Origin of the sequence: Kitasatospora sp. NPDC050543, assembly GCF_044457565.1 — a bacterium.
Classification (GTDB): Bacteria; Actinomycetota; Actinomycetes; order Streptomycetales; family Streptomycetaceae; genus Kitasatospora.
In genome coordinates this window covers 140,604-164,984 of the sequence record NZ_JBITGZ010000018.1, presented here as the reverse complement: position 1 = coordinate 164,984, position 24,381 = coordinate 140,604, and the positions used below count along the sequence as shown (strand labels likewise).

The following is a 24,381-nucleotide window of genomic DNA, read 5'->3' as shown; positions in this document are numbered from 1 at the left end:
TTCCCAGCCCCAGGAGGCTTTGCCGGGCCCGACCTGACGGCCTGTCCGACGTCCCAAACTTTAGCCGAGGCCCGCTCCGAAAAGCGAATCCGACCGCACTCGTGAATTCCGCGCAGCAATTCGCGCCGGGATGCGACGAGGCGCAGCCCGGGGCTGGTGCTGAGTGGTGTTTCGAAGGAGTGGCCACCCCGGGACCGTCCGTGCGATTCGCGCGTCCGGTTCTCCCTGTCAGGCAGCTCGGAGAACACTAGACCTCGCGGGAGAGTGAGTCAAGTGACGGATGGATGTCGACTGGGAGGCTCTCAGCGGCCTCGCACGTGTCCTGCTCGCACCGATCTTGCTCGCTCTCGGGATCGGCCGGCAGGTGGAAGGCCAGCACCGCCACGTCGTCGTCGTGCTCGGCGGTGACACCCATCGCCCGGAGCAGGCGGGAGCAGATCACGTCCGGGGCTCCCACCGCTCCGCCGAGGGTTCTGGCCAGCAGGTCGAGACCCTGGTCGATGTCCTCGTCCCGGCGCTCCACCAGGCCGTCCGTATAGAGGACGCCGGTCGTGCCGGGCAGCAGGCGCAGGGTGTGGGAGAGGTGGACACCACCACCGGTGCCCAGCGGGGGGCCGTTCTGTTCCTCGCTGCGCAGGACGGCGCCGTCCGGGCAGCGCAGCAGCATCGGGAGGTGGCCGGCCGAGGCGTAGGTGAGGGTGCGGCGCTCCGGGTCCCAGACGGCGTAGGTGCAGGTGGCGATCTGATTGGCGTCGATCTCCATGGCGAGGCCGTCGAGCAGGCGCATCACCTCGTGCGGCGGCAGGTCGAGGCGGGCGTAGGCCCGGACGGCCGTCCGCAGCTGGCCCATGACCGCGGCCGCCCGCAGGCCGCGGCCCATGACGTCCCCGATGACCAGGGCCGTCCGGCCGCCGTCGATCGCGATGACGTCGTACCAGTCGCCGCCGACCGCGGCCTCGTTGCCGCCGGGCTGGTAGGTGGCGGCGACCCTGAGGTCGGCGGGCTGGTCGAGCTTCTGCGGCAGCAGGCTGCGCTGGAGGGTGACGGCGGCCTCGCGCTGGCGGCGTTCGGCCTCCCGCAACCGGGTGGCGGCCAGCACCTGGTCGGTGACCTCCGCCGCGAAGATCAGTACGCCGACGGGGGCCGGGTCGCCGGCCGGGCCGGCGCTCTCCTCGGCGCCGAGCGGGACGCACGAGACGTTGTAGTAGCGGTTGCCGTTGAGGCCGAGGATGCAGCGGGCCTTGACGCTGCGCGGGCGGCCGCTGCGGATGACCTGGTCCATCAGCGGCAGCACGCCCATCGTCCTGAGCTCGGGGAGGGCGTCGCAGGCGGGCAGTCCGGTGCGGCGTTCGCCGAAGAGGTCGTGGTACGCCCGGTTCGCGTAGCCGAGCAGGTGCAGCGGCCCGTGGGTGACGGCGACGGGCGCGGGGATCCGGCCGAGCACCTCGCGCAGGTCGTATGGCTCGTGGAGCTCGCGCGGGTGCCCGGAGCCGCTCGGGTCGCGTGGCCCGGGCACGATCACCGGCTCGCCCGTCCCGGCGGCCGCCGCGGTGTTCGTGCCGCCCTGGGCGGTGGCGGTGGCCGGGCCCGGTGGGGTGACGGCACGCCAAGGTGCTCCGGTGAGCCGGGCGCTCCAGCGCATGAGGTTCAAACGACGGCCGCTTCCTCGGGTTCCGGGCATGTCATCACTTCATGTGTGCACCGTGGCACACGGCGTAATGACTTGGTTGGGCAGATCCTGTCAGGCGGGGGGCCGATTCCGGAAGTCGCGCGAGTGTCGGCCCGTCGTCGTCTCAGCGCCGGTCCCGCTTCCCGGCGCCGCCGCTCCCGCTCGCGAAGCCCGCCTCGAACTCCGATCTCGGGTGCTCCACCGTCCCCAGCGAGACGATCTCCCTGGTGAACAGCGCGGCCAGCAGCCAATCCGTCAGGACCCGCACCCGCCGGTCCGCACTGGGCAGCCGACGCAGCTGCCGCGCCCGGTGCAGCAGCCAGGCCCGGCGTCCGGTGACCCGGCCGCGCCGGGTGTGCGCGACGCCCCGGCCCAGGCCGAGCGAGGTGGAGCAGGCGGCGCGGTCCGGCAGGTAGGCGCGCGGCCGGCCACCGTCCAGCACCGCGATCACGTTCTCCGCCAGCAGCACGGACTGCGCGAACGCGTGCTGCGCGTTCGGGGCGCAGGGTGCGCCGCCGGCGTTCGGATCGGGCACCGCCGCGCAGTCCCCGGCGGCCCAGACGCCGGGCAGCGCGAGCCCGTCCCGCCCGACGGCCTGCAGGGTCGCCAGGCAGCGGACCCGGCCGAGCGCGTCCAGCGGCAGATCGGTGTCGCGCAGCACGGGCGCGGGCCTGACACCGGCGGTCCAGACCAGCGTGCGGGCCTCGAAGCGGCTGCCGTCCGAGAGCACGATCAGCCGGTCGGCGGCGGACTCCAGCCGGGTGCCGAGCCGGACGTCGACGCTCCGCTCGCGCAGCTGCGAGAGGGTGTGCGCGGCCAGTTCGCCGGACTCCTCGGCGAGGATCCGCGGCCCCGCCTCGACCAGTACCCAGCGCAGGTCCTCGGGACCGAGGTTGTGGTACCCCCGCGCCGCGTACCTGGCCATGTCCTCCAGCTCGGCGAGCGCCCCCACGCCGGCGTAGCCAGCGCCGACGAAGACGAAGGTGAGGGCGGCCTGGCGCAGGGCCGGGTCGCGGGTGGAGGAGGCCAGGTCGAGCTGCTCCAGGACGTGGTTGCGCAGGCTGACGGCCTCGCCGACGGTGGAGAAGCCGAACCCGTGCTCGACGAGGCCCGGCACCGGGTCCGTCCGGGAGACCGAGCCGGGCGCCACCACCAGCACGTCGTAGTCGAGTTCGACCGGCACCGCGGGCTCCCCCGGCTGGGCGGCGTCCGCCCAGGCACGCCGGGTGGCGTGCTCGATCCGGGTGATCCGGGCGGTGAGCACCCGGCAGCCGGGCAGCGCGCTGCGCAGCGGCACCACCACGTGGCGGGGGTCGATCGAGCCGGCCGCGACCTCGGCGAGCAGCGGGTGGTACGTCAGATAGGGCTGCGGTTCGACCACGGTGATCTCGACACGGCCGGTACGCAGCCGGTCGCGGAGGCCGCGCTGGAGCCGTAGCGCGGCGGACATCCCGGCGCAGCCGCCGCCGGCGATCAGGATTCTGATGGGGGCACCCCCTGCCGATGTGACCTGCTTCACGCAACCATGACGCCCTGCCGCGGCCCCTCTTGTCCACAGGCCGTACCGGATCCACTGGGACTGATGTGACATGACAGGGACAGACGTGCGGATGTGGTGCCTTCCGACGCACTTTCGGCCACGAACTCCCGTGAACTATGGTCGGATTGTGCTGCTGCAGCGTTTCTGCCGGCCGGGATCGGGCGCAACGCACCGTAGAGCAGCCGCTACGGCCTGTTCTACCGTGGGCGCAGACCCCGACTGCGGAGGGGCGTTCCGGGGAAGGGATGTCCCGGACGAAGTCCGCAGACGGAACGCAGCCGCGCCGCGACCGCCGTTCCGCCCGGGTTCGGAACGCCGGTCCAGGTCTGGACGGCGGGCGGAGCCGCACCCGGGGGGGTGCAGGGGCGGGTGAGGGCAGGGGTCCGGGATCGGGCGCCCTGCGGGGGAGAGTTGGGATGATGGAGCAGGAGCGACTGTTGGGGCGGGCGGGCTCGTCACGCGCCGACCAGGGTGGGGTGCCGGAGCAGCGCGTCCCGGCCGGGACGCCCGGGTACGAAGGCGTCTCGTACGCGTACCGGGAGGGCCTGCGCCAGGAGCAGGCCTGGCCCGAACCGGGCGGAGGTCCTGATCCGGTGCGGCAGGAGCCGGCCTGGCCGGAGCCGGTGCGGCAGGGTGCACCGCCGCGGGAGCCGGCGCGGCAGGAGTCGGCGCAGGGCGGCGGCCGGACGGTCGAGGACCCCGGGACGCCTCCGGCCGGGACCCGGCTGCGGGTGGACGCCCGGCGGAACCTGGAGAGCGTGCTGCGGGCGGCCCGCGAGGTGTTCGGCGAGTTCGGCTACGGCGCGCCGATGGAGGAGGTCGCGCGGCGCGCGGGCGTCGGGGTCGGCACGGTGTACCGGCGCTTCCCGAGCAAGGAGGTGCTGGTCCGACGGATCGCGGCCGAGGAGGTCGGCTGGCTGACCGCCCAGGCACGCGAGTCGCTGTACGGCGACGCCGGCCCCTGGGAGGCGCTGGCCGGGTATCTGGCGCGGGCGGTGGGCACCGGCGCCGGGCGGCTGCTGCCGCCGGAGGCGTTCCGGTACGCGGCGGACATCGGGCGGGTGCCCGAGCAGCGCGGCCTGGAGGCGCGGCCCGCCGGCTCCGTCGTGGGCGCCGGGTCGGGCGCCGGGTCGGTGGGCGATCCGGCGGAGCCGGGCGACGCCGACCCCCGTCCGTTGCTCCAACTGCTGGCGGCGCTGGTGGCCCGGGCGGGCGCGGCGGGAGAACTGCGCCCGGGCGTCACGGTCTCGGACGTGGTGCTGGTGCTGACCGCATCGGTGCCGGTGCACGCCACGCGCGGCGCGGCGGGCTCAGGGACGCAGCCCCGGCCGGGTGCCGGACAGCTGACCGGGGATCAGGCCGATGCCGACCGGTACGCGATGCCGGCCACCGGCCGGACCGGCGCCGGTCGACCGCCGGCGGCCCCGGCGGACCGGCTGCTGGAGATACTGCTGGACGGGCTGCGCGCCCGCTGAGAACCGGGGGGCCGGGCGGACTCCCGCCCGGCCCCCGGTTGTGTCACCCGCGCCTGCGGGTCCACCGCCGAGCGGACCCGAACAGATCCCCGACGGCCCCTCGGAAGAGTGGGGCCCGGGCCGATCCGGCTACCACACCACTCTGCGCTATGCCATCCTTTGCCCGTGGTTGGAGCCAATGTACCGATGCGCACCCTTCACGCGCGGTCGGCGCCCGGTGTCGGGGTGCCCCGCGCCCACGCAGCGGTGTTCGGCCCACTACGACACGGGGGTCGACACGGATGCTGGGGGCCGCGGTGAGCGCCGAGGAACAGAACGACCACGGCTACGGCCTCGACTTCGGGCGCTCGGCGGCCGGCGGAGCTGACGGCCCGTCCACCGCGCCGTCCACGGGACCTGCTGACGGTACGGCCGGGTCGGCAGGGGTGGGAGGGGCGGCCGACGGCCCTGCGCCCGGCCCGGCCGACGGCCCTGCGCCCGGCCCGGCCTGCGGTCCGCCCGGCATGCCGCTGAGCGGGTCCGGCGGCACCGGTGGCCAGGGCGGCGCCGGCGGTCGAACCGGCTCCGGAATCCCGGCGGGCGGATCAGCCGTCGGCGGGCCCGCCATTCCTGGTCAGGTGCCCGACCAGGGCGGCATCCGGGGCGGCCGCGAGTCGCTCGCCGGCCCCGTCTCCGCACGGGTGCCCGGCCAGGCCCCGGCCGGACGGGGCGGCGTGATCCCGGAGGCCTTCGTCGCGGGCCACCCGGCGACCCGGCCCGCCCGGGCGACCGTCCCCGCCCCCGCCGACCCCGTGGACGGCGAGCGCCCGCCCTCCGACGCCGAGTTGACGGCCCTGGTCCGCGCCGGGGACGAGGCGGCGTACGAGGAGATCTACCGCCGGCACGCCGAGTCGGTGCGCCGCTACGCCCGTACCTGCTGCCGGGACAGCTTCACCGCCGAGGACCTCGCGGGTGAGGTCTTCGCCCGTACGCTCCAGGCGCTCAAGGCGGGCAAGGGCCCGGAGTTCGCGGTCCGCGCATACCTGCTGACGGCCGTGCGCAACGTCGCGGCGGCGTGGTCCCGCAGCGAGCGGCGCGAGCAACTCGTCGACGACTTCACCTCCTTCGCGCACGGCTCGGCCGCCGTCCTCGACCCGGACCTCGCCGACCCCGGCGCCGACGCCTGGGCGATGGCCCTGGCCGACCAGCGGATGGTGATGCGCGCCTTCGTCGAACTGCCGGAGGAGGACCGGCTGGTGCTCTGGCACACCGAGGTCGAGCGGGAAGCCCCGAAGACCGTCGCGGTGCTGATCGGCAAGACCGCCAACGCCACCGCCGTCCAGGCCCACCGGGCGCGCGACCGGCTCGCCGCCGCCTTCCTTCAGGCGCACGTCTCGGGCAGCCAGGAGCAGGGCTGCGCGGCGTACGCCAACCGGCTCGGCGCGTACGCCCGGGGTTCGCTGCGCAAGCGGGCCGCCGGGGAGGTGGGCAGCCACCTCAGGGAATGCGATCGCTGTACGGCGGCCTACCTGGAACTCGCGGACATCAACACCGGGCTGCGCGCCCTGCTGCCCGGTGGCGTGCTGGTCTGGGCCGGCCTGGGCGGGTTCAGCGCCGCGGCGGCGGCCGTCGGCGCGGGTGCCGCAGTCGGCGGCGTGGCCGCGGGTACGGCCGCCGTGACCGCCGGCGGTGGCGCCGGAGGCGGTGTGGCCGGCGGGAGTGCGGCCGGCGGGGCTGCGGCCGGTGGCGGCGCGGGAGCGGGCGGCGCCGGCATGGGCGTGGTGGCGGGCGAGGGTCTGGGCATCGCGGCCAAGGCCGGCCTGGCCGCCGCCGCCGCGGTCGCCGCGGCCGGGGTCGCCGCGTACGCGCTGGCCGGACCGCCCGCCACCACGCCCATGCCGGCGGCGGCGCCCGTGGTGTCCGCCCCCGCCGTACCGTCGTCGCCTCCCGCAGCCGCCCCGGCGGCGGCCGCGCCGACACCGACACCGATGCCGCCGCCGAGCGCGACGCCCGAGCCGAAGCCCGCCCCGCCGGCCGTGACCGCGACGCCCAGCCGCGCCGTGCCCGCCAGGCCCGCTCCTTCCCCTGCGCGGACGCGGGCGCCGCAGCCCGGCCCGACGTCCACCCCGGCGCCGGTGGTCGCTCCGCCGACCCCGACGGCGGCCGTCCCCACCCCACCGGCGCCGAGCGTTCCGCCGCCGCCGACCCCGGAGGTGCCCAAGCCGTCGGCGTCGCCGCCGGTGGTCACGCCGACGCCCACGGTGCCGCCCGCGCCCACGCCGACCGACTTCTGGGTCGACAACCTGCCCTTCTCCCCGCCCGGCCCCGGCCGGGTGCCGGCCACGGGCCCGAGCATCCGACGCGGCGGCGACTGGCTCTGGCAGCGCGGCTCACTGCGGGTGGGCGGCCGGCACTACCGGCACGGCGTCACCATGCGCGCGCCGTCGGCGACCACCATCGACCTCAACCGCAGCTGCACGTCCTTCGACGCCGTCGCCGGGCTGGACGATCTCGCCCTTCAGCTCGGTGACCTCGTCTTCAGCGTGCAGGGCGGCGACGGCCGCACGCTGTGGACCTCGCCCGAGCTGCACTCCGGCGACGCACCCGTCCCGGTGCACGTGCCGCTCGCCGGGCAGCGATCGATCCGGCTGGTGGTGACCCCGGTGTCGGGGGCCTGGCCGATCGTCAATGCGGCCGACTGGGCCGATGCCCGCCTCAGGTGCGTCTGAAGCGGGCATCGGCGGCCGGCGGCGGCCGGGACTGCCGGGACTGCCGGGACTGCCGGGACGAGAACGGCGGGGCGGGTCAGCAGGCGCAGGCGCCGTCCGCGCAGGACGCCTCGGCCTGCGCCGGCACCGGCGCCGCACCCGACGTCTCGGCGGCGACCTGCTCCAGCACCCGCAGGAAGGTCGCGGTCTCCTGACCGCCCTGCACAGCCCAGCGCCCCTCGAAGACGAAGGTCGGCACGGCGCTGATGCCCAGCTCCCGGGCGGCCGCCAGCTGCGCCCGCACCTCGGCGGCGCCCTCGTCGCCTGCCAGGTAGGCCGCCACCCGGGCTTCGTCCAGCCCGGCGGCGACCGCGATCTCGGTGAGCCGCTCGACGTCCGCGACGTCCACGCCCTCGCTGAAGTGCGCCCTGAGCAGCCGCTCCTTCAGCTCGCCCTGCACGGCGGCGCCGTACTCCGCCTCGGCGAGGTGCAGCAGGCGGTGCGCCCGGAGGGTGTTGACGTGCAGCGCGGTGTCGAAGTCGTAGCTGATGCCCTCGTCACGGCCGAGCTCCGTCACCCGGGCGTCCATCGCCACCGACTGCGGGCCGTAGCGCTCGGCCAGCCAGGCGCGGTGCGGGGTCGCCGTCTCGGGGGCGTCCGGCACGAGCTGGTACGGGCGGTAGACCACCTCGACGTCCGCCCTGCCCTCGAAGCCGGCGAGTGCCTGCTCGAAGCGTCGCTTTCCGATGTAGCACCAGGGGCAGGCGATGTCCGAGTAGATCTCGACCTTCATGACGGGGTGACTCCTGAGGTGGGGCGAAACGGGCCGAATGGGTGAACGGTGAACCATCTCCGCCCATTCCCGCCACCCGGGGCCGTCCCCCTGCCCGTCGCCGCTGCCGGTTCCTGGCCGCCTTCGGTGGACGGCTGCGGTGAACGGCTGCGGTGGACGGATTCGGTGGACGAAAGGCCTGGTCAGCGGGCCGGCGGCGCCGGGACCACCAGGACCGGGCAGGCCGCGTGGTGCACCGCCGCCGTACTCACCGAGCCGAGCAGCAGCCGGGCGAAGCCGCCGTTGCCCCGGGTGCCGACCACCAGGGTGTGCTGCTTGACCGTCGCGGCGAGCAGCACCTCGATGACGTTGCCCAGCACCACGTGCAGCGAGATCTCGCCCCTGTACGGCGCCGGGCGGGCGCCCTGCACGGCGGCGGTCGCCCGCCGCAGGCCGTCCGCCATGCTCTCCACCAAGCGCTCGACGCTCTCGTGCACCAGCTCGGCCATCCCCGGCGGGTAGCCGGCCGGGGCCGGGTTCACCACCGCGAGCACGTACAGCGGGAGCCCGAACAGTTCGGCCTCGGTCATCGCCCGGGCGAGTGCCCAGAGCGAGCCGTCCGAGCCGTCGCAGGCCGCCAGGATCCCCGGTGGCCCGCCGACGGGGGACTCGCCGAACACGGGCAGGGCGGCGGGGTCGGGCGGCTCCGGGATCGGCACCACGGCCTCCAGGGGATTTCGGGGCGGGAGGGGCATCCGCCATGATCCCGCGCCGGCCCGCCCCCTCCCCCGAGCCGCGCCGCCCGCGGCGGGCGGGGCGGGCGGCTGGGGGCTGGGCTGGGCGGGCTGGCTTGAGGGCCGGGCGGCGTGGAGGTGGCGGCCGTGACTCACGCGAAGCGGGCCGCCGCGAGGGCGGTGCGTTCGGCGAGGGGCAGACCTGTCCAGCAGGAGCCGTGCCGCCGGGCCCGGACGCGGCGGAGCCAGAGCTCCGTCGAGACCAGCTCGGCCAGCCCGGCCAGCTCCGCCGGGGGCAGTTCGGCGCCCGGATCGGCGGCCTGCCGCAGGCTCTGCCGGACGGCGGCGAGGTCGATCAGGCCCGCCTCGGCGAGCAGCGGATCGTCGAAGAGCTCGGCGATCCCGTCGGCCGCGCGGCGCAGTCCCGCCCGGGCGGGGGCGACGCGGTCCGGCCGGGGGCCGCGGCCCCAGTCGGCGGGCAGGTCGGTGCGGCCGGCGCCGGTGAGCACCGCGTGCAGCAGGGCGTGCCGGGCGCCGGGCTGGAGCCGTACCTCGTCGGGCAGCAGGCGGGCCGCCCGGACCACCCGGTTGTCCAGGAAGGGCGCGTGCAGCCGCTGGCCCGGCTGCTCGGTGGCCTGGACCAGCGTGCGGTACGCGGCGGCCTGCCGGTGCAGGGCGTGCCGGGCGCGGCGGGCGCCCGGGTGCTCTCTCGGCACCGGTCCGCGGGCGGCCAGCCGCAGGCGCAGCGCGACCGCGGACAGCGCGTCGTCGGAGAGCCAGCGGGCCGCCGGGCCCGGCACGCACCACGCGAGGTCGGCGGCGGAGTGCGCGCCGGCCGTGCCGGCCCCGCCGCCGGCCCCGGTGCGGCCGTGGCGCAGGGTCAGCTTCACGGCGGCGTCGTCCAGCGCGTCGGCGTAGCGGATCCGGGAGAGGCGGTGCGCGGCCCGCAGCACCGTCACGGGTGTGCGCAGCGCGCCGACGAGGACGCCGGCCACCGCGCGGTCGGTCGCGGCGAGCGCGGCGACCGGCGGCAGCAGCTCCCTGGGGCGGCCGGCCCGGATCAGGTCGGCGAGGCGGGCCGGGTGGCCGTCCAGTACCTGGCGGGCGCCGTAGCCGGTGAGGTGGTCGGCGCCGCCGGCCTCGAAGCGGGCCTCGGCCCGGGCGGCGGAGATCAGCTCGGGGCCGGGCTCGTCGGTGAGCGGACCGGACGGGGCGTCGGCGGCCAGCGCGGCGAACGGGAGGGTCCGCTCGGTGGCGGGCAGGACGGTGTGCCGCAGCCGGGGGGTGCCGGGCACCAGGGCCTCGGGGGTGGGGGGCGCGCCCGCGGGGCCGGCTCCGTCCCCCTCGCGGGTGTCGTCGCTCGCGCTCTCGTGCGGGGCGGCGGACCAGGCGTCCGCCCCGCCGCCGGCCTCGGCGTCCGCACAGGCACCGGCCCCACCGGCATCCGCACCGAGCTCGACCTCAGCCAGCGTGATGGCCGCGAGCTGCTCCGGTTCGTTCGGCTCGCCGGCGGGCCCACGCGCCCAGGAGCCCTTGGTGGCACCCGTCCTGACGCGGTGGCCGGGGTGCGGCACCAGGGCCCCGGTGCGGGGTCCGGCGGGCCCGGGGCCGATCGGCACGGCGGCGGCGAGCAGCGCGACGGTGGCCGAGGCCGTCCCGTACGAGAGGTCGACGCCGAGGCGGGGCCGGGCCGCGGGCGCGGGCGCGGGCACCCCGGCGGGGTGGCCGGGGGTGCGGACCCGGGAGCGGACGGCCTCCAGCAGCGCGCGGGTGAGCTCCCGGACGGCCGGTGCCTCCCCGCGCGGGCGCTGCCCGGCGCCGTGCTCGTCGTTCTCGTCGTACGCGGCGACGTACGGGCGCCCGCCGCGGATGCCGAGCACATGGCCGGGCGGTACCCGCTGGACGCCGAGGTACGGGGTGCCGGTGCCGAGCGCCTCCGGTGACTCCGGGCAGGCCAGCCGGGCGGCCAGGTGGCCGGTGTCCAGCGGTGCGCCGACCAGGTCGGCGAGCGGGAGCGCGGCGGTGGCGTAGGCGGTGCCGTCGTACCAGGGCGTGTGGAAGACGGGCAGCGAGCCGGCCAGGTCGGTGAGCAGGAGGGTGCTGCGCAGGCCGGTCCGCAGGACGACGGTGTAGCTGCCGGGCCAGCCGCTGAGGTGACGGACGGCGCCGCCGCGGGCGGCGGCGAGGCCGGCCGCGAGTTCGACGTCGGAGGCTCCGCAGTGGCCGAGGACGGCGAGGCGGGTGGTGGCGGGGGTGTCCTCGACGGGGTCGGGTGCGGTGGGGCCGGTACTGACCACGGCCGGGGCGCCCGGGCGAAGGGTGACCAGTCGGATCTCGTCGGGCCGCCAGTCGCCCACGGCCCAGAGCGGGTTGACGCCGCCCCACAGGGGGCGCGCGGCGATCGGGCGGACGGCGCTCGGCGCTTCGCGCGCCGGTGTTCCAGCGCCGAGGGCGCCCCCGCTCCAGCCCGTAAGCCACCGCATCGCGCCTCCACCTGCCAGGGACCTCCAGCCCGGCGCACCGTCCTGCCCGGCCGGCCGGTCGGGCAGGCGGGCCCCGGCGGGCGGCTGCCGGAGGAGGGGACCTCCGGCGGGCAGTAACCGTCCGGTCGAAGTTCACCCGATCGAGCGATCACCGCCGGGGAGGCCGGGGCCTACCGTCGGGTCGTCCACCGGGCGGTCGTCCGCCGGAGCCGTCCACCGGGGAGCCGTCCGCAGGCGGTCGGCCGACCGGCGGGCAGTGGCGGGGGAGCCTTCCGGTGCCGCCCGCGGAGCCCGCCCGCGGAGCCGCTCCGGGGCTCGCCCGGCTCGCCGTACCCGCCGGGCACACCCGGTCGCACCTGCCCGTTCGGCGGCTGTCCGCTGTGATCCGGCACACCGTCAGGAGACATCGTGCCACCGGATCGGCCTCGCGTGACCGGAGTTGCGGGGTCGGATTCCTGAGGCGAGCAGGTGTGAGCACCCCCGCCCTGCCCGGTGGCGGCCGCCCACCGCGGCGCACCCGCCCGTCCACCGGTCGGCCCACCCAGGTCCACAGCGAGGTCCGCCAGGGGTCACCGGGTGGTCCACGGGGCGGTCCGCCCGCCGTCCGGGCCGCCCTCGGCCGCCCTCAACCACCGCTCAGCCGCGCCCGACCGCGCTCCGGGCCCGCCGCAACGGCGGGCCCGGGCGGCCCGGACCTCCCCCTCCTCGGCCCGGACCGCCCGCCGCGGCGCCATGTCATGGCCATCGCAAAATGGCCGAAAGGCGTCGCAAGGCCCGGGAGGGCATCCGCATGCCCTCCCGGACTTCACCGCCGCCCGCGGGGATCGAGGCAGCGGTTCCCCCGACCCGCCGGGTCCTCGACGGCGGGCCGACCCACAGGCACCAGCGAATCGCCCACCTGCCGGTCGGGCCAGGGAGCACGGCCGGGCGCACATCGACACAGGACCGGAGCACACCACTCCGGCACACGGCTCGGCGGGCGCCCCCGCCCCCCGACGCGCCCTGCCGACCGCGATCGGCCCGGGTGCACGATCTCGCCATCCGGAATGCGGACCCTTAACCCTCGGAACGCGTCCGACTACTCTAGGTACAGCAGCCACGGCCCGACCCAGCCCGGGTTCCGGGCACAACGCCGCAGGAGGTGCCGCCGCCACCATGACCGTCAGCCCACGTGGACCGAACGAACGGCTCGGCACGCTCCTGTCCCTCGCCCAGATCAGCAACGCCGGCCTGGCCCGACGGGTCAACGACCTCGGTGCGCAGCGCGGGTTGACGCTTCGCTACGACAAGACCTCGGTGGCCCGCTGGGTCAGCAAGGGGATGGTGCCGCAGGGTCCGGTGCCGCATCTGATCGCCACCGCGATCGGCGGCAAGCTCGGGCGGCCCGTGCCGCTGGAGGAGATCGGGCTCGGCGACACCGACCCGACGCCGGAGCTCGGCCTGGCGTTCCCGCGCGAGGTCTCCGAGGCCGTGCGTTCGGCCACCGACCTGTGGCGGGTGGACCTCGACCTTCGGCGCGGCTCCGGCGGCGGACGCTGGAGCGACAGCCTGGCCGGGACGTTCTCGGTCTCCGCGTACGCGACGCCCGTCTCACGCTGGCTGATCACCCCGGCGGACGGCTCGGTGGCCCGTGAGGCGCCGCGTACGACGGCCGACCCGGGCTCGTACCGGGTGGGCCACTCGGACGCCGCCAAGCTGCGCGAGGCGGCCCACGAGGCCCGGCACTGGGACTCCAAGTACGGTGGCGGGGACTGGCGTTCGTCGATGGTGCCGGAGTGCCTGCGGGTGGAGGCGGCGCCGCTGCTGCTGGCCTCGTACAGCGACGCGGTCGGCCGGGCGCTGTTCGGCGCGACGGCCGAACTGACCAGGCTGGCCGGCTGGATGGCCTTCGACACCGGACAGCACGAGGCGGCGCAGCGGTACTACATCCAGGCCCTGCGCCTGGCCCGGGCGGCGGCCGACGTGCCGCTGGGCGGGTATGTACTGGCCTCGATGAGCCTGCAGGCGGGCTACCGGGGCTTCGCGGAGGAGGCGGTGGACCTCGCGCAGGCGGCCCTGGAGCGCAACCGGGGGCTGGCGACGGCCCGGACGATGAGCTTCTTCCACCTGGTGGAGGCCAGGGCCCAGGCCAAGGCCCGCAATGCGGCGGCGTGCGCGACGGCGCTCGGCGCGGCGGAGAGCGCACTTGAACGGGCGCGCGCCGGGGATCCCGATCCGGCGTGGATCGACTTCTACGCCTACCACCGGCTGGCCGCCGACGCCGCCGAATGCTTCCGCGACCTCGGCGTGCCGGCCAAGGTCCGCCAGTTCACCCGCGAGGCCCTGGCCCGTCCGACCGAGGGTTACGTCCGCTCGCACGGGCTGCGGCTGGTGGTCTCCGCGATGGCCGAGGCCGAGGCCGGCGACCTGGACGCGGCGGTGGCGGCGGGCGAGCGCGCCGTCGAGGTGGCGGGCCGGATCTCCTCCCAGCGCAGCCGCGAGTACGTGGTGGAGATGCTCCGCCGGCTGGAGCCGTTCCAGGGCGAGCGCCGGGTCCGCGAACTCACCGAGCGCGCCCGCTCGATGCTGGTCGCCCCCGCCTGACCGGCCGACCGGGCCGGGGCCAGGTAATTCGGATGCGGGTGCGGGCGCGCACTGGCTATCGTCCTTCCTGTCCAGGTGCGCAGGCAGAGGTTACTTCCAACTCCTAATTGGGCAGGTCGCGGGTTCGAATCCCGTCACCGGCTCCAGGCCGGTGTAGCTCAGCGGTCCAGAGCAGCTTTGTCACCTCAGCCGACCTTGATCTCTGGACATCAGACATCCGAACAGCAGTTCCGCACCTCCCGGTGCGTAGGCAGCGGTTACTCCGTGGAGCGCCCTCACCGGCGCGGTGAAGCAGAAGCACAACGACCGCCGCCACCTTGATCTCGGGAGGCGATGGCGCCGGTGTGCCCGGTGCGCAGGCGGGGGTTACTTCTGGGATCACGTTGTTCCGGGTTCGAATCCCGGGCGGCGGCAGGCGACTGCCGCCGGTAGCTCAACGGTAGAGCGCGCGACATGTACCTCCACCGACAGCCGGCCCGTGGCCGGCCCGATCTCGGGCACACCGCACCGCGCCACGCCTTCCCCTTCTTCAGCAGTCAGCAGTCAGCAGGGGGACTTCACCATGTCGCGCTTCAACAACCGCCGGGCCCGCCCGGCTCCGGCCTCGCCCGTGACCACCACCGGGCAGCGCACCGCCACCCGCGAGGGCGGCACCGGGTTCCTGCGCGAGGGCAAGTCCGAACTCTTCCTGCTCGCCGTCGCCAATCTCGTGGGCCAGGACACCTTCTACGAGCGGGGCGGCGAGCGCGACGACCGCTACACCTCGCTGGTCCGCGAGCTCGCCGTCGCCGACCCCGGGTGGACGCTCGGCCTGCTCCGCTGGCTGCGCACCGAGGGCGGGCTGCGCACCGCGGCGCTGGTCGGCGCCGCCGAGTTCACCCGGGCCCGGCTCGACGCCAAGGCACCCGGCTTCTCCCGGCAGGCCGTCGACGCGGTGCTCCAGCGCCCCGACGAGCCCGGCGAGCTGCTCGCGTACTGGACCTCCCGGTACGGCCGCAGCCTGCCGCAGCCGCTCAAGCGCGGCATCGCCGACGCCGTCCGCCGGCTCTACCACGGCCGCGCGCTGCTCAAGTACGACACCGCCTCCAAGGGCTACCGCTTCGGCGACGTCCTGGAGCTGACCCACCCCTCGCCGGACCCGGCGAAGCCCTGGCAGGGCGAGCTCTTCAAGTACGCCCTGGACCGCCGCCACCACCCCGACGAGGCCGTGCCGCCGGCCGGCGACCGGGTGCTGAGCGCCAACCGCGCGCTGCTCGCGCTGCCGGTCGGCGAGCGCCGGGCGGCCGTGACGGCCGAGGGCGGCCCCGAGCGGCTCGCCGCGGCCGGGCTGACCTGGGAGGCGCTGGCCGGGTGGCTGCAGGGCCCGCTGGACGCCGCCGTCTGGCAGGCCGTCATCCCCTCGATGGGGACGATGGCGCTGGTCCGCAACCTGCGCAACTTCGACCACGCCGGGGTGCCGGACGCAGTGGCGGCCGAGGTCGCGCGGCGGATCGCCGACCCGGCGGAGGTCGCCCGCTCGCGGCAGTTCCCGTTCCGCTACTGGGCCGCCTACAAGCACGCACCCTCGCTGCGCTGGGCACAGGCCCTGGAGCAGGCGCTCACGCTGTCGCTGCGCAACGTCCCCGCACTGCCCGGCCGGACGCTGATCCTGGTCGACCGGTCGCCGTCGATGTTCCCCGGGTACGGCTTCTCCACCCGCAACACCTCGGACATCCCGCTCGCCGAGCAGGCCGCCGTGTTCGGCTCCGCGCTCGCGCTGCGGGCCGAGACGCCGACGCTGGTCGAGTTCGGCATGACCAGCCAGGTGGTCGAGGTCCCCAGGGGCGGCAGCGCACTGCGCCTGATCGAGAGGTTCGGCCGGATCGACGGCACCGACATCCCCTCCGCCGTGAAGCAGCACTACGCCGGCCACGACCGGGTGGTCGTGGTGACCGACGAGCAGACCCGGCCGGGCTGGCTGCCCTCGAACTGCCACGGCTACTACGGCGGCATGCCGGAGACCCACATCGACGAGCTGATCCCCAGGGACGTCCCGGTCTACATGTGGAACATGGCGGGCTACCGGGCCGGCGCCATGCCCTCGGGGACGGGCAACCGGCACGCCCTCGGCGGCCTCAGCGACGCCGCCTTCCGGCTGATCCCGCTGCTGGAGGCGGGCCGGGACGCCGGCTGGCCGTGGGAGCGGAGCCCGGCCCCGGTGGGCTGAACGGCCCTGCCCGGCCGCGCGCACGGCACCCTCGACCGGGCCCCGGCGGCGTGGCAGGATCGCGACGGCGGGGTCCGGACGGCGAAGGGGCAGCGGTGGCACAGGACTTCGACGTACTGGTGGTGGGCGGTGGCATCGTCGGGCTGTCCACGGCGTACGCGCTCACCCGGGCCCGGCCGGGCCTGCGGCTCGCGGTGCTGGAGAAGGAGGACGGCTTCGCCGCCCACCAGACCGGCCGCAACAGCGGGGTGATCCACAGCGGGGTATACTACCGGCCCGGCTCGCTCAAGGCCCGGTACGCCACCGAAGGCGCGGCCGAGCTGGTGGAGTTCTGCCGGGAGCAGGGCATCCCGCACGAGGTGACGGGCAAGCTGATCGTCGCCACCGGCCGCGGCGAACTGCCCGGGCTGCACTCACTCGCCGAGCGCGGGCGCGCGAACGGGATACCGGTCACCGAGCTGGACCCGGCGGGCATCGCCGCGTACGAGCCCGAGGTGTCGGGCCTGGCCGGGCTGCACATCGGCACCACCGGCATCTGCGACTTCCCCGCCGTCGCCAGGACGTACGCCCGGCTGGCCCGGGAGGCCGGGGCGGTGCTCAAGCCGGGCACCGAACTGCGGGCCGTCGGCCGCCGCCGGGACGGCGTCACCGCGCTGACCTCGGCGGGTGAGCTGCGCTGCGCGGTGCTGGTCAACTGCGCCGGGCTGCACAGCGACCGCGTCGCCCGGCTGGCCGGGGACGACCCCGGCGTGCGGATCGTCCCGTTCCGCGGCGAGTACTACGAGCTGGCCGAGAAGCGCCGCCATCTGGTGCGCGCCCTGGTCTACCCGGTGCCCGACCCGGCGTTCCCCTTCCTCGGCGTCCACCTCACCCGGGGCATCCACGGGGATGTGCACGTCGGCCCCAACGCGGTGCCCGCGCTCGCCCGCGAGGGGTACGACTGGCGCACCGTCCGCCCCCGCGACCTGGCCACCACCCTCGCCTTCCCCGGCAGCTGGCGGCTCGCCCGCAGGCACTGGCGCTACGAGGTCGGTGAGCTGCACCGCTCGCTCTCCAAGCGGGCGTTCACCACCGCCGTCCAGCGGCTGCTGCCCGCCGTCACCGCCGCCGACCTGGTGCCGGCCGCGGCGGGCGTCCGGGCGCAGGCGGTGGCCAGGGACGGATCGCTGCTCGACGACTTCGCCTTCGCCGGTTTCGACCCGGACGACCCCGCCTCCACCCGCCGCCTGGTGCACGTCCTCAACGCGCCCTCGCCCGCCGCCACCGCCTCCCTGCCGATCGGCCGCGAGGTGGCCCGCCGCGCGCTGGCCGCCCTGGCCGCCGGAGGCTGAGGCCGCCCGGAGTGGGAGGTCGGCCGGTCCGACTTCCCACTCCGGCGGGCCCGCTGGGAGCTGTGTCACAGTCCCTGCCCGGGCCCGAGGGCAGCCGCCCGGCCCCCCGTAGACTGGGGCGATTGTGACTGCCACCGCCCCCATCCCCCAGCCCTCCCCCTCCGTCCGGCTCTCCGCCGCACCGGCGGGGTACCCCGCGCCGATGTACCCGCACCGGGCCACCGAGGCCCAGCACAGCGAGCGGCGCATCCGCAGCTTCCAGCCGCGCCGGGGCCGGATGACCAACGCCCAGGCCGGCGCGCTGGACCGAGGCTGGGAGAACTACGGCATCGCGATCGACGGCAGCCCGCTCTCGCTGCCCGCCCTCTTCGGCGACCTCCCCGTCACCCTGGAGATCGGCTTCGGCATGGGCGAGACCACCGCCGCGATGGCCGCCGCCGACCCGACGACGGGCATCCTCGCGGCCGACGTCCACACCCCCGGCCACGGCAACCTGCTCCAGCTGCTGGAGCGCGACGGCTCCAAGAACGTCCGGCTCGCCGCCGGTGACGCCGTGATCCTGCTGCGCGACATGCTCGGCGACGCCTCGCTGGCCGGCCTGCGGGTCTACTTCGCCGACCCGTGGCCCAAGCCGAAGCACCACAAGCGCCGGCTCGTCCAGCCGTCCTTCCTGGACCTGGTGCTCCCCCGGCTCGCCCCCGGCGCGCTGGTGCACTGCGCCACCGACTGGGAACCGTACGCCGAGCAGATGCTCGACGTGCTCTCCGCCTCCCCGGAGCTGGAGAACCTGCACCCCGAGGGCGACGGCACCGGCTGGCTGGAGCCCGCCGATCACCCGGATGGCAGCATCCCCGGCTACGCGCCGCGGCCCGACTGGCGGCCCGTCACCAAGTTCGAACGCGCCGGGATCGCCAAGGGTCACGTGGTCCACGACCTGCTGTTCCGTCGCCGCTGAGCCACCGCCGAGCCGCCGCCGACCGCTGCGCGGGCCCGCCCACGGGCCGTCACCCGAAGCACCCGGGCCGGTACCCGGCGTACCGGGGGCTCCCCGCGGGGCGGTCCTTCACCTACCCTGTGCCGGGTGAGCAGCCCGTCCAGCGGCGGGCCCTACCTGTGGGCGCCCCACCTCGCCGCTGAGGATCAGGACCCGCCCACGCGCGCCGTCGGCACCCGCACCATCCCGGGGCCCCGGACGCGCCGGGCCGGGCGCCTCACGCCCCGGCCCGCGCGCCCCCCGGCGGCGCCCGGCCCAGCGGACGCGCCCCCGGCGCGCCACCCCGCGGTCCCCACCGTCACCGCCACCGCCGTCCTGGCCCTGACCGGCTGCGGCGTGCTGATCCTGCACCTGGTCCGGCGGCAGACCGGCACCACCGGCCTGCTGGTGGGCCTGGGCCTCGCCCTGCTGCCACTGCCCTTCGTGCTGGGCTCGCTGGCCTGGCTCAACCAGACCGCCCGGATCCCGATGCGGCACCTGATGTTCTGCCTCGCCTGGGGCGCCTGCGCCGCGACCACGGTGGCGATCCTCGCCAACGGCTGGGCGAGCCAGTTCCTGACCACGCACGGCGGCCTCAGGGGCGAGACACTGGGCGCCGAGTTCGCCACCCCGCTGATCGAGGAGAGCGCCAAGGGCGCGGCCCTGCTGCTGCTCCTGCTCCCGCTCGGCCCCCGACTGCGCTGCCGCACCGAGCGCCCCTGCGCCGGGCTGCTGCGCCAGCTCCCCAGCCCCCGGTGCGCCCCCGCCAACCGACCACGCCCGTACGGGCGCCCGTACGCGCGTATCTACGCACGTATCCACGCCCGCTCCTACGCCCGGCTGCACTTCGGCGCGCGAGGCGGGCTGCGCGCCGTACCGCTCGCCGGGCGCCCACCGGGCCTGCGCCCTTACCTGCGCCCCCTGCCGTACCTGCGCCCCTACCCGCTCACGCCCGCCCACCCACGCGCCCGCTCCCGACCACGCACCATGGCCGCCGGGATAGTGCTGGGCGGGATCACCGCGTGCGGCTTCGCCTTCACCGAGAACGCCCTCTACCTCGGCCGCGCCTTCAGTGACGACCAGCAGCAGCGGCTGGACAGCATCGGCCTGGGCGAGACCCCGAGCCTGCGCGACTTCGACAGCACGGTGCAGACCTTCCTGCTGCGCGGCCTGCTCTCCCCCTTCGCCCACCCGCTGTTCACCGCGCTCACCGGCCTCGGCCTCGCCATCGCCCTCACCACCGGCCGCCGCTGGCTGGCCAGGATCGCCGCGCCGACCGGCCTGCTGCTGGCGATGGCCCTGCACGGCATCTGGAACGCCGCCGCCGACCTCGGCACCAACGGGTTCCTGCTGGTGTACGCACTGCTGATGGTGCCCTGCTTCGCCGCCCTGGTCTGCTTCGCCGCCTGGGCGAAAGCCCGCACCGCCCGTCACCGCGCGCAGGCCGGCGGATACGGATTTCCCATTCGGGCGACTTCCCCGTAGTGTTGTGTTTACCGACGCGGGGTGGAGCAGCTCGGTAGCTCGCTGGGCTCATAACCCAGAGGTCGCAGGTTCAAATCCTGTCCCCGCTACTCAGTAGCACAGAAGGCCCGGCAGATTCGTCTGCCGGGCCTTCTGCATGCCTGCGGGGCCCAAGTTACCGATCAAGGTACAAAGCGATAACGCCCCCACATTTCCGGGGTTCGAGGGGGCGGGCAAAAGCATAATGATCGCCGCCACCTGCTGCCTGACCTGCTGGTCTGGGCCGTGGCACCGATCGATCTCACCGAGAAGGAACCCCATGCCCTCGAAGCGCCTTGTCAACACCGCCGTGCTCTGTGTGGTCCTCGCGGCGGGCGCCACCGCCTGCAACGGCGACGAGGAGAAGGGCGCCGCCGCAGCCCCGACGACGGCAGCGGCGACCGCGGCCGCCACGCCGACCGCCACGCCCACCCCGACGCCGACCACACCGGCCGGCCTGGCGTTCGACACGCTCAGCGCGGACGAGATCTCGAAGCAGGCCGTCGCCGCCATGCACGGTCTCGCCTCCCTCAAGGTCGTCGGGCACGTCACCGTCGACGGCTCGGACATGAAGTTCAACCTGGCCGCCGACAAGGCAGGCAACTGCGTCGGCACCATGGGCAGCGAGAAGGGCGGCAGCTTCGAGGTCATCCAGACCCCGGACCAGACCTGGGTCAAGCCGGACGCCGCCTACTGGAAGGCGCTCGCCGAGCAGGGTGGCAACCCGAAGGCCGGCGCCATGATCGCCGAGCTCTTCAAGGGCCGCTACCTCACCGAGGGCAAGGGCAAGAACGGCACGGACACCGCCGAGGAGAGCATGATCTGCGGGCTGGCCACGGCGATCATGAAGGAGGACCCCAGCGAGGCGGGCGACAAGTGGGCCAAGGGCACCGCCGGCACCGCCGACGGCAAGAAGAGCTTCGGCCTCACCGTGACCAACGCCGACGGCTCGGCCAGCACCATGCAGGTCGCCGCCGAGGGCAAGCCGTACCTGCTGACCATGCAGCAGGGCGCCGACTCCCAGATGACCTTCGGCGACTTCGACAAGCCGGTCGCCGTCCAGGCCCCGCCGGCCGACAACGTCATCGACGGGTCGGTGTTCAAGCAGAAGCTCAAGTCTGTCTGAGAGCACCCTCGGTAAATCCGTTGCCCTCCCCGAGGTGGCATGCCTATCGTGGCAGCACACTGAAAGGAGGTGATCCTGGTTGAGTACCGTCAGGATGTGTGAGGTGGCTGCTCGCTAGAGCCGCCCCTGCCTGTGCAGGCGAGGCTCATGGCCTCCTGAGGCAGGCGAATTCCCAGCAGTCACCCGGCCCGTGGGCTCACCGGAACATCCCCGGTGCCTCGGCGCCTGGCCCCCGCGGAGGCCAAGCGTCCAGGAACAGCCCACGGGCCGTCTGTATGTCCGGACGCCGGCGCGGGCGTTGTCCGCGCCTGCGCCGCTGCTGGTTCCGGTTCCGGTACGGCCGGTCCGGGTACAGTCGCTGCGAGCGTTCAAAGCGGCACAGGGGGTAGGCGATGGCGGGGGCAGGGGTGGCCGGGGGCGCGGCGGCGGTGCTGCGGACGGCTCAGCGGGTGGGAGCGGCGGCGCTGCTCGGCGTCGGGTCGCTCGGTCTGCTGCTGTTCTCGCTGGAGCGGGAGCATCCGCTCCTGGCGCTCGGCGGCGGCGTGATGGCGGCCGGCGCGGCGACGGTGCTCGGTGCGGCGCTCGGCTTCCTGTTCGGCATCCCGCGACTGAAGGCCGCGGCCGAGGGCCCCGGCGGTGCGGCGGCCGGAGGTGCGGCGGCCGGCGCGCAGCGCTCGTACCTGCCGAACACCAACCTGGAGCAGGTCTCCGACTGGCTGACCAAGGTGCTGCTCGGGGTGGGCCTGACCCAGCTCGGCTCGCTGGGCGAGCGGCTGCACCAGCTGGGGTCGGCGCTGGCCCCGGCGCTGGGCGGCGGCCCGGGGGCGGAGTCGTTCTCGGCCGCGCTGGTGCTGTACTTCCTGGTGTTCGGGTTCCTGGCCGGCTGGCTGGCCACCCGGCTGCTGCTGCCGCGGGCGCTGTCGGACGCCGACCACGCACTGGACCTCTTCCTCGCCGGGCAGGACCGTGACCGCAAGGGCGACAAGGTCGGCGCGGACGACCTGCGGGTGCGCGCGATGCAGCACCTCGGCCTGCTGGGCGCCAGCGCCGACCACCCGGAGACCGTCCGCAGCCAGCTGCCACCGAGTGTGTCCGCGACGCCCGAGAACGTCGTCGCCGAGGTCCGCTCCACCGCGCGGCGCTCCGCACTCACCGCCGACCAGGTGCGCGAGCTGTTCACCGATGGCTCCGAGGGTCGGCGGATCCAGGCGCTCGCGCTGATGCAGGGCGATCCGGCGCTGGCAGACCTCGACAGCATCCTGGACGCGATCGAGCGGCCACGCTCCGGCTTCGAGCAGTACCACGCGCTGCTCGCCGCGCGCGGGCTGCTCTCCCTGCTGGCCACCGGCCAGTGGCGCAGGCTGCGCGACGCCGTCGCGGCACAGCTGATGGCACCCGAGGGCATCCCGTACGGCTCGGACCGGAGTTGGCTGGCGGAGAAGATCCTGGCCCGGCTCGAACCGGAGCCCGCGCCGACGGTGCCCCGCCAGCCCGCGCCCGAGCAGGCGGGCCAAGGCGGCTGACGGGGCGGGCCGGCCGGGCGGGTCAGGCAGGTGGTCAGGCGGTCAGGCGGTCAGGCGGTCAGGCGGTCAGGCCAGGAAGCGGGCCCGCAGCGCGGCGAGGTCGTCCGCGCCGAAGCCGTTCGCGGCGAGGAACCCGGTGCCAGAGCCGTGGCGTTCACGCAGGACCGCCAGGGCCCCGGTGATCAGCTCGGCGCCGACCACGTCGGTCAATCGGGTCACGCCGTGCGCGTCCACGTACTCCTGCGGGCCGTCCAGCACGCCCAGGCCCAGGTTGGAGAGCAGGTAGTCGTCGACGATGTCCTCGTCACGGACGCCGAGCGCGCCGAGCAGGACCGCGACGGCGATCCCCGTCCGGTCGCGGCCGACCGCGCAGTGCAGCAGCGCGGGCAGCGTCTCGTCCCCGGCGAGCCGGCGCAGCAGGGCGGGCAGGGAGTCGGCGGCGGTGTCGGTGATCAGCCGGTACGCCTCGGCGAGCGGCTTGCCGTAGTGGTCCGCGCCGCCCTGCGGGAGCATCGGGTGGTGGGCGGTGGTGGCCGCGAGGTCGTGCAGGCGGTCCGGCCAGCGGTCGATCTCCCGCAGGTCCCGCAGGTCCAGCACGGTGCGTACGCCGAGTTTGGTGAGCGCCCGGGCGCCCTCGGGGGTGAGGTCGGCGAGCCAGGCCGAGCGGTAGAGCAGTCCGGTGCGGACGGTGGATCCGTCGGTGGTGGTGAAGCCGCCGACGTCACGGATGTTGCGGACACCCGCTATCTCCAGCAGTCGGTGGGCGCCTGACGCCGCGAAGGGGTGGGCGGTGGCCGTGCCCGTGGATGTCGCCGTGGGTGCCGAACGCTCCGTGGGTGCCGAACTCTCCGTGGGCGCTGAGTTCTCCATGAGCCGACACGCTATCGGCTCGGCGGCGCCGGTGACCGGCGGATCTGAGGACCAGCACGCGCCGGGTCCGGCCGTCGCCGGGGCGCGGGAAGCTGCGGATCTCGCTGGCGACCCGGTGCGCCCCGAGGGCGTGGCGCAGCCCGTCGAGCCGGGGGGAGCGGCGGCCGGTGCCGTCGTGCAGGGGGTGGATCCGCACCTCGCCGTCCGGCGCGGTGACCCGGGCGAGTTCCAGCAGCGCGGCGAGCTGCTGGGCGGGGGTGAAGGACTGCGGGTAGGCGAAGAGCAGGAACGAGCTGAGGGTGAGCGCGAAGGTGCCGGCCGCGAAGGGGAGCCGGGGCAGGGCGGCGGCCACGTAGGCCTCGGGGTGCTGGGCGGTGTCGGCGGCGAACAGCTGCCGGGCGCGGTCCCAGCTGCGCAGGTAGCGGTCGTACGGCAGATCGCGGGGCCGCTGGAAGTGCTGCGGGGTGCGGTGCATGGCGGCGGCCATCGCGTCCCGCCCGGCGACGGCGCGGGCGGCGAGCACCTCGTGCGGCAGGGCGTACGCGGGGTCGGTGGCGATCACGTGGCAGCCGAGGGCGCGGGCCTCGGCTGCGAGGCCGGCGGCGCCGCCCGGGCAGTCCAGGACGGGACCGGTGAGGGCGGCGAGCCGCGCGCGGGTGAGGCCGAAGAGGGCGCAGTACTCGTCGAGCGGGCGGGAGGTGATCAGGATGTCCTGGGCGGCCATGTCGGCTCCGGGCGGCGCGGCGACGGTACGTCGGACATCCGAACACGGGTGCAGCCGGCCCGCATCCGGGGGCGGCCGGAGCGGGCACGGCGGGAACCGGGGGGTGGGAGCGCGGGAAGGGTGGGAGCGGGGAGGTGGGACGGGATCGGGAACGGCGCGGGCCCGGCAGGGCGCCGGACGAG

The 24,381-nt window shown here is 75.6% G+C and carries 16 protein-coding genes and 1 tRNA gene; 10 read left to right on the top strand and 7 right to left on the bottom strand.

Annotated features, from left to right (window positions below; all coding sequences use genetic code 11):
• Positions 1-247: 247 nt before the first annotated feature.
• Positions 248-1,642 carry a SpoIIE family protein phosphatase gene (locus ACIBH3_RS22695; protein WP_396313857.1) on the bottom strand — a complete coding sequence of 465 codons (1,395 nt, stop codon included), beginning with the start codon at positions 1,640-1,642 and terminating at the stop codon, positions 248-250.
• A gap of 151 nt (positions 1,643-1,793) precedes the next feature.
• Positions 1,794-3,188 (bottom strand): NAD(P)/FAD-dependent oxidoreductase, encoded by a 1,395-nt coding sequence (locus ACIBH3_RS22690; RefSeq protein WP_396313848.1) that lies wholly within the window; start codon positions 3,186-3,188, stop codon positions 1,794-1,796.
• Between the two features lie 440 nt (positions 3,189-3,628).
• Here ACIBH3_RS22690 and ACIBH3_RS22685 point away from each other — a divergent pair, with 440 nt between their 5' ends.
• Entirely contained in the window at positions 3,629-4,684 is a 1,056-nt protein-coding gene (locus tag ACIBH3_RS22685; protein ID WP_396313847.1) for a TetR/AcrR family transcriptional regulator, read from the top strand.
• 296 nt (positions 4,685-4,980) lie between these two features.
• Positions 4,981-7,392: a sigma-70 family RNA polymerase sigma factor gene (locus tag ACIBH3_RS22680; protein ID WP_396313846.1), complete on the top strand. Its 2,412-nt coding sequence runs from the start codon at positions 4,981-4,983 to the stop codon at positions 7,390-7,392.
• A 76-nt stretch (positions 7,393-7,468) separates the two neighbouring features.
• On the opposite strand, the gene ACIBH3_RS22675 is transcribed toward ACIBH3_RS22680, so the two are convergent.
• From ACIBH3_RS22675 to ACIBH3_RS22665, 3 genes are all read right to left on the bottom strand, one after another.
• Entirely contained in the window at positions 7,469-8,164 is a 696-nt protein-coding gene (locus tag ACIBH3_RS22675) for a DsbA family oxidoreductase (protein WP_396313845.1), read from the bottom strand.
• 182 nt (positions 8,165-8,346) lie between these two features.
• Entirely contained in the window at positions 8,347-8,898 is a 552-nt protein-coding gene (locus ACIBH3_RS22670; RefSeq protein WP_396313844.1) for a universal stress protein, read from the bottom strand.
• Between the two features lie 131 nt (positions 8,899-9,029).
• Positions 9,030-11,360, bottom strand: coding sequence for an asparagine synthase-related protein (locus tag ACIBH3_RS22665; RefSeq protein WP_396313843.1), 2,331 nt, complete (start codon positions 11,358-11,360; stop codon positions 9,030-9,032).
• A 1,155-nt stretch (positions 11,361-12,515) separates the two neighbouring features.
• Here ACIBH3_RS22665 and ACIBH3_RS22660 point away from each other — a divergent pair.
• The 8 genes from ACIBH3_RS22660 (at position 12,516) to ACIBH3_RS22625 (ending at position 22,605) form a co-directional block, all read left to right on the top strand.
• On the top strand, positions 12,516-13,943 hold the full coding sequence (locus tag ACIBH3_RS22660; protein ID WP_396313842.1) for an MFS transporter: 1,428 nt from the start codon (positions 12,516-12,518) through the stop codon (positions 13,941-13,943).
• A gap of 562 nt (positions 13,944-14,505) precedes the next feature.
• Positions 14,506-16,149, top strand: coding sequence for a TROVE domain-containing protein (locus tag ACIBH3_RS22655; protein WP_396313841.1), 1,644 nt, complete (start codon positions 14,506-14,508; stop codon positions 16,147-16,149).
• A 95-nt stretch (positions 16,150-16,244) separates the two neighbouring features.
• On the top strand, positions 16,245-17,480 hold the full coding sequence (gene lhgO, locus ACIBH3_RS22650) for an L-2-hydroxyglutarate oxidase (protein WP_396313840.1): 1,236 nt from the start codon (positions 16,245-16,247) through the stop codon (positions 17,478-17,480).
• A 124-nt stretch (positions 17,481-17,604) separates the two neighbouring features.
• Positions 17,605-18,435 (top strand): tRNA (guanosine(46)-N7)-methyltransferase TrmB, encoded by an 831-nt coding sequence (gene trmB, locus ACIBH3_RS22645; protein WP_396313839.1) that lies wholly within the window; start codon positions 17,605-17,607, stop codon positions 18,433-18,435.
• Between the two features lie 126 nt (positions 18,436-18,561).
• Positions 18,562-19,938 carry a PrsW family intramembrane metalloprotease gene (locus tag ACIBH3_RS22640; RefSeq protein WP_396313838.1) on the top strand — a complete coding sequence of 459 codons (1,377 nt, stop codon included), beginning with the start codon at positions 18,562-18,564 and terminating at the stop codon, positions 19,936-19,938.
• A 15-nt stretch (positions 19,939-19,953) separates the two neighbouring features.
• A tRNA-Met gene (locus tag ACIBH3_RS22635) sits at positions 19,954-20,027 on the top strand.
• Positions 20,028-20,236: 209 nt separating this feature from the next.
• Positions 20,237-21,082, top strand: coding sequence for a hypothetical protein (locus ACIBH3_RS22630; RefSeq protein ID WP_396313837.1), 846 nt, complete (start codon positions 20,237-20,239; stop codon positions 21,080-21,082).
• Positions 21,083-21,474: 392 nt separating this feature from the next.
• Positions 21,475-22,605 (top strand): hypothetical protein, encoded by a 1,131-nt coding sequence (locus ACIBH3_RS22625; protein ID WP_396313836.1) that lies wholly within the window; start codon positions 21,475-21,477, stop codon positions 22,603-22,605.
• A 66-nt stretch (positions 22,606-22,671) separates the two neighbouring features.
• Here ACIBH3_RS22625 and ACIBH3_RS22620 read toward each other — a convergent pair whose 3' ends face one another.
• Both ACIBH3_RS22620 and ACIBH3_RS22615 read right to left on the bottom strand, forming a co-directional pair.
• Complete coding sequence (locus tag ACIBH3_RS22620; protein ID WP_396313856.1) at positions 22,672-23,334, bottom strand: tyrosine-protein phosphatase; 663 nt, start codon at positions 23,332-23,334, stop codon at positions 22,672-22,674.
• Positions 23,327-24,199, bottom strand: a complete 873-nt coding sequence (locus ACIBH3_RS22615; RefSeq protein WP_396313835.1) for a hypothetical protein — start codon at positions 24,197-24,199, stop codon at positions 23,327-23,329. The genes ACIBH3_RS22620 and ACIBH3_RS22615 overlap by 8 nt, the downstream gene beginning before the upstream one ends.
• Between the last annotated feature and the right edge of the window lie 182 nt (positions 24,200-24,381).

Excerpts from the sequence above, each read along its gene's own strand:
- ACIBH3_RS22655 (WP_396313841.1), top strand. The coding sequence starts at position 14,506 with ATGTCGCGCTTCAACAACCGCCGGGCCCGCCCGGCTCCGGCCTCGCCC.
- ACIBH3_RS22625 (WP_396313836.1), top strand. The coding sequence starts at position 21,475 with ATGGCGGGGGCAGGGGTGGCCGGGGGCGCGGCGGCGGTGCTGCGGACG.
- ACIBH3_RS22615 (WP_396313835.1), bottom strand. The coding sequence starts at position 24,199 with ATGGCCGCCCAGGACATCCTGATCACCTCCCGCCCGCTCGACGAGTAC.
- ACIBH3_RS22665 (WP_396313843.1), bottom strand. The coding sequence starts at position 11,360 with ATGCGGTGGCTTACGGGCTGGAGCGGGGGCGCCCTCGGCGCTGGAACA.
- ACIBH3_RS22695 (WP_396313857.1), bottom strand. The coding sequence starts at position 1,642 with ATGCGCTGGAGCGCCCGGCTCACCGGAGCACCTTGGCGTGCCGTCACC.
- ACIBH3_RS22630 (WP_396313837.1), top strand. The coding sequence starts at position 20,237 with ATGCCCTCGAAGCGCCTTGTCAACACCGCCGTGCTCTGTGTGGTCCTC.
- ACIBH3_RS22685 (WP_396313847.1), top strand. The coding sequence starts at position 3,629 with ATGGAGCAGGAGCGACTGTTGGGGCGGGCGGGCTCGTCACGCGCCGAC.
- ACIBH3_RS22660 (WP_396313842.1), top strand. The coding sequence starts at position 12,516 with ATGACCGTCAGCCCACGTGGACCGAACGAACGGCTCGGCACGCTCCTG.
- ACIBH3_RS22670 (WP_396313844.1), bottom strand. The coding sequence starts at position 8,898 with ATGCCCCTCCCGCCCCGAAATCCCCTGGAGGCCGTGGTGCCGATCCCG.
- ACIBH3_RS22675 (WP_396313845.1), bottom strand. The coding sequence starts at position 8,164 with ATGAAGGTCGAGATCTACTCGGACATCGCCTGCCCCTGGTGCTACATC.